Source organism: Corynebacterium sp. HMSC11E11 (assembly GCF_001807025.1).
GTDB lineage: Bacteria > Actinomycetota > Actinomycetes > Mycobacteriales > Mycobacteriaceae > Corynebacterium > Corynebacterium freneyi.
The window spans coordinates 56,775-66,499 of sequence record NZ_KV787129.1 but is presented as its reverse complement, the minus strand read 5'-3'; the positions used below and the strand labels follow the sequence as shown (position 1 = coordinate 66,499).

The following is a 9,725-nucleotide window of genomic DNA, read 5'->3' as shown; positions in this document are numbered from 1 at the left end:
ATCGGGGACACTCACAAGGTAACGGGGCGGGATCCTCGCGCTGCGAAAACCTCCCGCGCGTGCCACGCTTCCCGTCATGGGGGAATCAGGGGAAAATTCAGGCATTCATCCAGCCGGTTCACGGTCCGATGCAACGGGGCCGGTCAACGCCACAAGGAAGCCCGGCGCCACGGGACCGGCCGACGCAACCGAGCCGACGCTGACCCGCGCCGACGTGCTCCGGCTGATGTCGGAACGCGACCTCCGGCGCGCGGTCGACAACGGTTGGATCACGCGGGTGCGCCGCGGCGTGTACCGGTTGAACGTCACCATGCTCCAGCTGCGCATGCACCTCATCGCCGCCCGCGCCCCGGAAGCGGTGTTTGCGCTGCTCATCGCCGCCCACGCATGGGGTCTGCGGAAAACCGTCCCCCGCGACCTCGACGTTTACGTCGCCCGCACCAGGCGGGGCGTGCGCGGGGCGAGGGCGCATCGTCGTAAAGCATTGCGGTACGTCCAACGCGACGGTTTCCGCTTTACGACGCTCACCGAAACCCTCGCCGACCTGGTCGACGTATGGGGCCCGGGGATCGTGGCCAACGTCGTCGACCGGCGGTATCCCACACTGGCGGGGCGGGCCGAACTCATCGCCGAAGCAGCGGAACTGCCGGCCGGAAAACGCGGCAAAATCCTGCCGATCCTCGAATGGGCGCCCGACCACGCCTACTCCCGCATTGAAGCCCGGATCGCGCGGGCGCTGCAACTGCGCGGCGTCGACATCGAACTCAACGTGCGCATCGGCGCGCACACCTGGGACATCGTGCACCACGGCGCGCGGCTGGTGATCGAATTCGACTCGCTGAAATACCACCTGGACAAATGGGCGTTCCGCGAGGATCGCGCGCGGCAAAACGCGCTGATCAGGTTGGATTACGCGATCTTGCGGTACTCGGACTCCGACGTCGACCTGCGTTTCGACGAAATGATCGACGAAATCTGCGACACCATCGCCTGGCGGCTCGGCGGGACGCGGACGCGATCGGCCTGGGACAAGTTCCCCTGCTCCGAGGTGTACGGGTGGCGCGAGATCGCCGCCGAGGAGGGGCCGTGGCGCTGAGGCGTGGGTGTGTGATGCGGCGGGTCGGTGCGGGGCGTGTGAGGCGGGCCGGCGGTGAGGCGACGGAGTGTGTGAGGCGGAGGGGTGCCGTGAGGGGGCCGCGCGGAGTTAGACGACAAATGCAGCCTCTCGATTTCGACTCCTGGGGTTATACCGGCGTTCACCCGGCGTGAGGCTGCATTTGTCGACTAAGTCGTGGATGCGGCGGGTGGCGCGTGGGGCGTCGAGCGCGCTGCGGGGCGTGCGGGCCGTGGCTAGCCTGGGGCCATGAACGCCACGAACGACCCCGAGACGACCGACGCCAACGGCGCCGACGCCACCCACGGCGCACCAGAAAGCGGGCCGACGCTGCTGGTCGTGCACCACTCGCCGACCCCACTGCTCCGGGCCGTCCGCGACGCCGCACTCGACGGCGCCCGCCACCCCGACATCGAGGGAGTCAACGTCCGCGTCGTCGAAGCCCTCGACGCCACCGCCGCCGACGTCCTCGCCGCCGACGCATACCTGCTGGGCACGTCGGCGAACTTCGGCTACATCTCCGGAGCGCTGAAGCACTTCTTCGACTCGACGTTCGCCGAGGTCAACGCGGCCACCGAAGCCGGGGAGATCCCCAAGGGCCGGCCGGTGTCGTGGTGGATCCGCGGCGGCCACGACGTCACCGGCGCCGCGAAGGCCATCCGCTCCCTGACCACCGGCTTCGGGTGGGAAATCGCGGCGGAACCCGTCGAATTCGTCGGCGCCCCCGACGACGCGATGAACGAACGGCTGCTCGAACTCGGCGGCACGATGGCCGCGCTGCTGATGGACGCCGCCGGCACAGACCAGGAGGCACCCCGATGAGCGCGCCCTTCGCCACCACCACCGGCTACGGAGACCTCTACGACGATCCGGCCGAGGCGGTGGACCGGCTGATCGAGATCTACGACGCGAACACGGCGTACCTGGTGGATCGCTACGCGAAGGCCTGCGCGGACGTCGCGGGCGGCGGCGACGCCCCTGCGCCGGTGACGGCGTGCTACCCGGAGCTGCGATTCACGGTGGACGTGGTGGAGGGCGTCGACGCGGCGCTGTCCCATGGTTTCGTCGACCGCGCGGGCACGTACGCGACGACGATCGCCCGGCCGCGGCTTTTCGCCCGCTATCTGCGGGGGCAGATCGCGGACCTGCTGGCCAACCACGGCGGCCAGATCGAGGTCCGCGTTTCGGACACGCCGATTCCGCTGCGCTTGACGCCGACGTTCGACGACGCGGCGCCGGTCGAGGGCCTCGACGCGGCTGATTTGGCGGCGATCGACCGTGGTTTCACGCCGGTGGACTCGGCGTTCGTGGACGACGTCATCGCGGATGGCGAGGCGGATTTCCTGTCGCTGCCGGTCAAGCCGCTGAGTCTGTTCGCCGCGCCGCGCGTGGATCTGGCGTTGCAGCGGCTGGAGCATTACACGGGTTCGAATGCGGGGCACATCCAGCGTTTCGTGTTGTTCACCAACTATCAGCTGCACACGGACGTTTTCCTGGAGTACGCGGCGTCGCTCGCGGCGGACGGCGACGCGGGCGGCCCCGGTGGGGATGCCTCGGCCGAGGGGGAGGGGACGTCGTCAAGCCCGTACGTGCGGTTGGTCTGCCCGGGTGACGTGTCGTTTCCGATCGGGCGGGTGCCGGCGCCGGCGGAGTGTCGGGCGCATGCGTCGTCGGCGCAGATGCCGGCGTACCACCTGGTGCGGGAGGACGGGCTGGGCGTGACGATCATCGACATCGGCGTCGGCCCGTCGAATGCGAAGACGATCACGGATTGCCTGGCGGTGCTGCGGCCGCATTGCTGGATGATGGTGGGCCACTGCGCCGGGCTGGACGGCCGGATGCGCATCGGCGACATGATCCTGGCCAACGGCTACGACCGGTCGGACGGGGTGTTGGATCATTTGGTGCCGTTGGAGAAGCCGATTCCGCCGATCGCGGAGGTGCAGATGGCGGTGACGGCGGCGTTGCGGCGGGTGTCGGGTCTGGATGGCGATGAGCTGCGCAAGCGGTTGCGGACGGGCACGGTGTTGTCGACGTCGGATCGCAATTGGGAGTGGCGGGCGCAGTCGGACATTTACCGCGAGCTGCAGAAGTCGACGGCGATCGGGGTGGAGATGGAGTCGGCGACGATCGCGGCGAACGGGTATCGCTTCCGGGTGCCGTATGGGGCGTTGTTGAGCGTGTCGGATATGCCGTTGCATGATCAGCCGAAGTTGCCGAAGGCGGCGCGTGCTTTTTATCAGGCGTCGAAGGTGGAGCATTTGATGACGGCGGTTCGGGCGTGCGAGGCGATGTCGGCGAATCCGGCGGAGTTGCATTCGCGGAAGCTGCGCAGGCCGGTGGGGGAGGTGGCGTTCCGGTAGTCGGTGGCGGTCGCGCGTTCGGGGGCGCGCGTGTCGGGGACGCGGGCCTGTTCGGGGGCGGGCATTTTTGCTTGGCGACGGTCGGTCGCCGCGTGGTTCGGCGTGGCGGTAGCGGCGACCGATTCGCCCTTGCGACATACCCCCAGTGGGTATAACGTCGGCTGTGTGCACGTGAGTGCATTCGATGGATGCGGCCGTCGACGCGCGGCCGGGAATGGGAGATCAAGCATGAGCATCAAGGCCAACTACATCGTCACGGGCATGACCTGCGGACACTGCGAGGCGTCGGTGAAGGAGGAGGTCGGCGAGGTCGCGGGAGTCACCGCGGTCGAGGTCGATCGCGCCAACGACGCGATGACCGTGATCTCCGACGAGTCGGTCGACCCGGCCGCCGTCATCGCCGCCGTGGAGGAGGCGGGCTACGAGGCTCGCCCGGCCGGGGCATGAGCCCCGCGGTTCGTCTCGGCGCGTATGCGCTGATTCTGGCGGTGGTGTTCGTCCTCGCCTACGTCCTCGCGGGCGTATTCGTACCCGAGGGCGTCGTCGAGGCGTGGCTGGATTCCGCGGCGACGAACACCCACGCGCACTGACACCCCACCCTCATTAACGCCGCCGCGCGCCTCTTTCCCGCCGGTCGAGGCGCGCGGCAATCGGCAACCGGCAACAAGGAAGTGAATCGATGTCGACGCCCACGGACACCGCGGGTCGGCAGTTTGATCTCGATGTCGGCGGCATGACCTGTGCGTCGTGCGCGAACCGCGTCGAACGCAAGCTCAACAAACTCGACGGCGTCACCGCGACCGTCAACTACGCCACCGAAAAGGCGCACGTCACGGTGCCCGAGGGGTTCGATCCGCAGCAACTGATCGACACCATCGACGCCGCCGGCTACTCCGCCACGCTGCCGCCCCCGCCGCAACCCGAGGGTGACGGCGGGCAACCGGGAGACGGGGCGTCGTCAAGCAATGCGGGGCAGACCGCCGCGGACCGTGAGCTGGAGGCCCTGCGCAACCGGCTGATCGGGTCGGCGGTGCTGTCGGTGCCGGTGATCCTGATCTCGATGTTCCCGGCGCTGCAGTTCACGAACTGGCAGTGGCTGGCGCTGACGCTGACCGCGCCGGTGGTGGTGTGGGCCGGCTGGCCGTTCCACCGCGCGACGTGGAAGAACCTGCGTCTCGGCGAGGCGACGATGGACACGCTGATCACGGTCGGCACGGTGTCGGCGTTCGCGTGGTCGCTGTACGCGCTGTTCCTGGGCACCGCGGGCACGCCGGGGCTCAAGCACGAGTTCACGTTGTCCGTCGCGCCGACCGATGGGGCGGCGAACGTGTATCTCGAGGTCGCCGCGGGCGTGATCATGTTCGTGCTGGGCGGGCGGTACTTCGAGAAGCGAGCCAAGCACCGCGCCGGCGACGCGTTGCGGGCGATGCTGGACCTCGGCGCCAAGGACGTGCGTTTGCTTGACGACGCCGGCGAAAGGCTCGTTCCGGCGTCGACGCTGAAGGTGGGGGACCGTTTCGTGGTGCGGCCCGGCGAGAAGATCGCCACGGACGGGCGGGTCGTCGAAGGGGGATCGGCGGTCGACGAGTCGATGCTCACCGGCGAGTCGGTGCCGGTGGAGGTGCGCGTCGGCGACGACGTCACCGGTGCGACGGTCAACGCGTCGGGGCGGTTGGTCGTGGAGGCCACGCGCGTCGGCGCGGACACGCAGCTGGCGCAAATGGCGAAGCTGGTGGAGGCCGCGCAGTCGGGGAAGGCCGAGGTCCAGCGTTTGGCGGACCGGATTTCCGGAGTGTTCGTGCCCGTGGTCATCGCGATTGCGGTGGCGACGCTCGGCGCGTGGCTGGGGGCGGGTTTCCCGCCGTCGGCGGCGTTCACCGCGGCGGTGGCGGTGCTGATCATCGCGTGCCCGTGCGCCCTGGGCCTGGCGACGCCGACCGCGCTGCTGGTGGGCACCGGCCGGGGCGCGCAGATGGGCGTGCTGCTGAAGGGGCCGGAGGTCCTGGAGTCGACGCGGCGCGTGGACACCATCGTGCTGGACAAGACCGGCACGGTGACCAGCGGAGACATGGCGTTGGTCGAGGCGTGGGCCGGCGAGGGCGTCGACCGGGCCGAGTTGTTGCGCCGCGCCGGGGCGGTGGAGTCCGCGTCGGAGCATCCCATCGCGCGGGCCATCGCCGACGGTGCGCGGGCGGAGTTGGCCGACGCGTCGCCCGTAGTGGGCGGGAATCTGCTGGTCGACGGCGGCGACGATCGGCCGTCGCTGCCGCCGGTGGCGGATTTCGTCAATCTGCCGGGCCGCGGCGTGCGGGCGAGCGTGCGCACCTCCGACGGGCCGGTGGAGGTGACCGTCGGGCGCAATCTCGGTGAGATGCCCGCCGACTTGGCCGAGCGTTTCGACGCCGCCGTGTCCGCCGGTCGCACCGCCGTGACCGTCGCGTGGGAGGGCGACATCCGCGGTGTGCTGGTCGTGTCCGATCAGGTGAAGCCGACGTCGGCGAAGGCGATTGCCGAACTTCGCGGGCTTGGACTGGAACCGGTGCTGCTGACGGGCGACAATGAGGTCGTCGCAAAGCATGTCGCCGATGAGGTGGGCATCGACGACATTCGTGCGGAGGTCATGCCCGCCGACAAGGTCGACGTGGTCAAGGAGCTGCAGGACGAGGGGCGGGTCGTCGCGATGGTCGGCGACGGCGTCAACGATGCCGCGGCCCTCGCGCAGGCCGACCTGGGGCTGGCGATGGGCACGGGCACCGACGCCGCGATCCAGGCGTCCGACGTGACGCTCGTGCGCGGTGACCTCATGGCCGCCGTCGACGCGGTGCGGCTGGCGCGGCGGACGCTGGCGACGATCAAGGGCAACCTGTTCTGGGCGTTCGCCTACAACGTGGCGGCGATTCCGCTGGCGGCGCTGGGGCTGCTCAACCCGATGCTGGCGGGTGCGGCGATGGCGTTCTCCTCGGTGTTCGTGGTGTCCAACAGCCTGCGGCTGAAGGGCTTCCGCAGCAAGGCGGAGCATGTCGGCGGCATGGCCGGGCATGTCGGTGATGGTGCCGCCGAGCGCGTGAAGGAAGGGGTCTAGATGTCCGACGAAATGGAATGCTGCGGCGGTGACGCCGATGTCGGCGACTGCGGGTGCCACGCGCACCACGGGTACATCAGCGACAAGAAGCGCTACCTCGCGCGGCTCAAGCGCATCGAGGGCCAGGTCCGTGGCGTGCATCGGATGATCGACGAGGAGGAGTACTGCATCGACATCCTCACGCAGATCTCCGCGCTGAACTCGGCGTTGAAGTCGGTGTCGCTGGCGCTGCTGGAGGACCACATGCGCCACTGCGTCGTCTCCGCCGCGCAGAGCGGTGGCGACGAGCTGGAGGTCAAGCTCCGGGAGGCCAATGACGCCATCCGCCGCCTGGCCAAGTAGCCGGCCGCGCCGGGCGAACGGGGCGCCGGCCTCCGCGGCGGAGCGGCCCGTGGTCCCTGATCCGGGGCGCTGGCCAGGGATTTTGTGGAAACTGGACCCCTTGGGTAATCTTCGACGCGGAGGATTCGCCTAGCGGCCTATGGCGCTCGCCTGGAACGCGAGTTGGGAGCAATCCCTCAGGGGTTCAAATCCCCTATCCTCCGCCAACGGGAAAACCCCTGGTCATCGCGACCAGGGGTTTTCTTGCGTCTATCAGTGGAAATGGCCCATTTCCCCAGTCGCGCCGACATGTGGCAGGGGACGTGAAAATCCCCGGTTTTGTCCCCACATCTCCAGCGGGCCCGGCGCTATTCCGTGCCGCGTGGCTCGCGGATGAGGCGGGGCACGATCTTCACCATGATCACCATCGCCACAAGTTCCACCATCGTTTGCGTGACGACGGCCAGCGCCGCGATGTCCAGCCCCTCGGGCAGGGACAGGGCCAACGGCAACACGACGAGGGAATTGCGCGTCACCGCGGAAAAGGCGACCGCGCGGACGGCCGGCACGTCGAGGCGCGCGAACTTCGCCGACGCGACGCCCAGCCCCAGGGCGATGGGCACGTAGGCGGCGTACAGCGGCAACAACCGCGCGAGATCCCCGAAACGCGACGTCACGTCGGCGATCTGGGAGGCGATGACCAATGCGAGCACCGCCATCATCAACGGCACCATCGCTGCGGCCATGACATTCTCCACGGTGCGCGCGACATGGCGGACGCCTCCGGGCGGGGCGGCGGGGACGTCGTCAAGCGACGCCGCCCTGCCGCCTGCGGCCTGCACCACCGCAGCGGCCGTCAGCGGCACCATGATGAGAAACGCGAACGACGTGATGAACGGGCCCGGATCGAGGAAGCCCTCCAGCGCCTCGCCCGCGAAAAGCTGACCAGGGCCGACGAACATCAGCAGGTACACCGGCAACGACACCATCTGCAACAACAGCAGCAACGGCGTCGCCGCCAGCAACCGCGCCCGCGCCCCGCCCGCCAGCCCCGTAAACGGAATGACGTAATCGATGCACGGCGCCAACAACACCAGCAGCATGCCGATGAGCAGCCCCCGGTCATCCTGGACGAACCTGGACAGGACGAACACCACCCACGGCGTGACGAAGAAATTCACGCCCACGATCGCCGCGCCGAAGCGGATGTCGCCGAACGCGCGGCCGATGCGGGTGATCGGCACCGACAGGAACGTGGCGAACAACAGCAACCCCAACGTCGGCGTGATCCACCACGCCAACGCCGCCGGCAGGCCCGGCAACCCGACGCGCTCCGCGCCGAGACCGACGATCGCGCCGACGGCGATGGCCGCGAAATACAGCGGCACCTGGTTGTCGTCCCACCATTTCGGCACGGACCGGCCGCGACGCACGGTGGACGATGCGGCGGGTGCTGCGGAGGCGGGGCGGGCTGGATCGGGATCCCGGGGTGTGCCGGGGTTCGTCACGACGCCTCCTTTTGCGCGATGTGCCGCCCCGCCGAAAACGCGGCGGAGCCCGTCCCCACCGAATCTAGTGAAGGACGGGCTCCGGTGCGGAGGCGCGAGCTTCCGCGGAGGTGACGACGGGCAGCGGCCGTGCAGCCGGTCAGCGCAGGTTGTCGGCCATGATGCGACCCATGGCACGCGAACCCTCCAGCGTCGGGTGCAGCTTCATGTTGTGGTCGCTGGTCTGGTCGTAGATGCCGGAGACGTAACGCTGCGAATCCGGGGTGGCGCAGGTGCCGTGGCCGACGGTGGCGGCCTTCATGTCCACGAACCGGATGCCGTTGGCCGCGGCGGCGTTGCGGATCGACGACTGCAGGCCGGTTTCGACGGCGGCGATGCCCGGCAGCATGATCGGCGACGGCTGGTTCGGGGTGACGTTGATCAAGCAGACGTTGTCGCCCGCGCCGAGCTCCGGGTACCCGGCCATGACGATCTCGGCGTTGGGGGCGGCCTCCTGCACGAGGCGCTTCATTTCGGCGATGGTGGCGTGGTAGCCGCTGGGCAGGGACCCCGCGACACCCGCGACGTGCGTGCCGGTGTCGACCCACTGCAGCACGTCGAGGCCGCCGTACATGACGGCGACCTTGCGGGTGCCCGGGCCGAGATCGCCGTTGGCGATGGCCGCGTTCACCGAGTTGGTCAGGTCCATGTAGGGGACGCGACCGGTGCCGTTGCAGGAGTAGTCGGCCAGTGGCACGTTGAGGATGCCGGCGGCGACGCGCGGCCAGTTCTCGGGGTCCTGGGGGCAACCGCCCGGGCCGTGGACGGGGGCGCGGGAGCCGCTGTTCGGGGCCGTACCGGCGATGATGTGGCCGGCGGGCAGCGTCGGATTGGCCGCGAAGGAGTCGCCGAAGACGACGAGCTCCGTGCCCGCCGGGTTGGCGTCGGCGGTGGGCGCCGCGACCGTGGCGCCGGCGGCGACGAGGCCGGTGGCGCAGGCGGCGGCGGTGGCGAGGGCGATGGTGGAGCGGCGCAGCCCGGACAGGCGCGCGCGAAGGCTGAGGCTCATGGGCAATAAGTCTCGGTTCTATAACGACGGCTGTCAATCCGGTGTCGCTTTCGGGGGCCAAAGCCTTCGATGGCGCGGGGTTGGCGCCGTCGGCACCGGCTGGGTTATGGTGTGGGCCGGACCCCATGCGGCGTCCATCTCGTGAACTCCCCCAGGGCAGGAATGCAGCAAGGGTCAGCGGGCTCTGGCGGGTGCGTGGGGTCCCCTCATGTCTTGGGGCATGTCTCGGGGCCCATGTCTTGGGGTTTCGGCCGCTGCGCCTGGGGGAGGCGTCGTCAAGCACAACGAC

General features: G+C 69.3%; 9 protein-coding genes, 1 tRNA gene and 1 other RNA gene. 9 read left to right on the top strand and 2 right to left on the bottom strand.

The features are described 5' to 3' along the window. Positions 1-226 precede the first annotated feature (226 nt). The 8 genes from HMPREF3121_RS04225 to HMPREF3121_RS04195 all read left to right on the top strand — a co-directional run bounded on the left by HMPREF3121_RS04225 (position 227) and on the right by HMPREF3121_RS04195 (position 7,107). Complete coding sequence (locus tag HMPREF3121_RS04225) at positions 227-1,096, top strand: type IV toxin-antitoxin system AbiEi family antitoxin domain-containing protein (RefSeq protein WP_070520136.1); 870 nt, start codon at positions 227-229, stop codon at positions 1,094-1,096. Between the two features lie 267 nt (positions 1,097-1,363). Beyond that, positions 1,364-1,936: a flavodoxin family protein gene (locus HMPREF3121_RS04220; RefSeq protein WP_224371048.1), complete on the top strand. Its 573-nt coding sequence runs from the start codon at positions 1,364-1,366 to the stop codon at positions 1,934-1,936. Then, on the top strand, positions 1,933-3,477 hold the full coding sequence (locus HMPREF3121_RS04215; RefSeq protein WP_070520133.1) for an AMP nucleosidase: 1,545 nt from the start codon (positions 1,933-1,935) through the stop codon (positions 3,475-3,477). The genes HMPREF3121_RS04220 and HMPREF3121_RS04215 overlap by 4 nt, the downstream gene beginning before the upstream one ends. Positions 3,478-3,705: 228 nt before the next feature. Next, the gene (locus HMPREF3121_RS04210) at positions 3,706-3,924 is read left to right on the top strand and encodes a heavy-metal-associated domain-containing protein (RefSeq protein ID WP_070520130.1); all 219 of its coding nucleotides are present in this window, start codon (positions 3,706-3,708) and stop codon (positions 3,922-3,924) included. Further along, positions 3,921-4,067 carry a hypothetical protein gene (locus HMPREF3121_RS12580; protein WP_168161366.1) on the top strand — a complete coding sequence of 49 codons (147 nt, stop codon included), beginning with the start codon at positions 3,921-3,923 and terminating at the stop codon, positions 4,065-4,067. The genes HMPREF3121_RS04210 and HMPREF3121_RS12580 overlap by 4 nt, the downstream gene beginning before the upstream one ends. 89 nt (positions 4,068-4,156) lie before the next feature. After that, on the top strand, positions 4,157-6,559 hold the full coding sequence (locus tag HMPREF3121_RS04205; protein WP_070520128.1) for a heavy metal translocating P-type ATPase: 2,403 nt from the start codon (positions 4,157-4,159) through the stop codon (positions 6,557-6,559). Beyond that, positions 6,560-6,901, top strand: coding sequence for a metal-sensitive transcriptional regulator (locus HMPREF3121_RS04200; protein WP_070520127.1), 342 nt, complete (start codon positions 6,560-6,562; stop codon positions 6,899-6,901). 118 nt (positions 6,902-7,019) lie between these two features. Next, positions 7,020-7,107, top strand: a tRNA-Ser gene (locus HMPREF3121_RS04195). A gap of 141 nt (positions 7,108-7,248) precedes the next feature. Here the strand turns inward: HMPREF3121_RS04195 and HMPREF3121_RS04190 are convergent. Both HMPREF3121_RS04190 and HMPREF3121_RS04185 read right to left on the bottom strand, forming a co-directional pair. Beyond that, a complete protein-coding gene (locus HMPREF3121_RS04190) occupies positions 7,249-8,388 on the bottom strand; it encodes an arsenic resistance protein (protein WP_371327317.1) in 1,140 nt (379 codons plus the stop codon). A gap of 139 nt (positions 8,389-8,527) precedes the next feature. Continuing rightward, a complete protein-coding gene (locus tag HMPREF3121_RS04185; protein WP_070520125.1) occupies positions 8,528-9,436 on the bottom strand; it encodes a GDSL-type esterase/lipase family protein in 909 nt (302 codons plus the stop codon). A gap of 115 nt (positions 9,437-9,551) precedes the next feature. On the opposite strand from HMPREF3121_RS04185, the gene ffs reads away from it, so the two are divergent. Next, an RNA gene (gene ffs, locus HMPREF3121_RS04180) (signal recognition particle sRNA small type) lies at positions 9,552-9,646 on the top strand. Positions 9,647-9,725 lie beyond the last annotated feature (79 nt).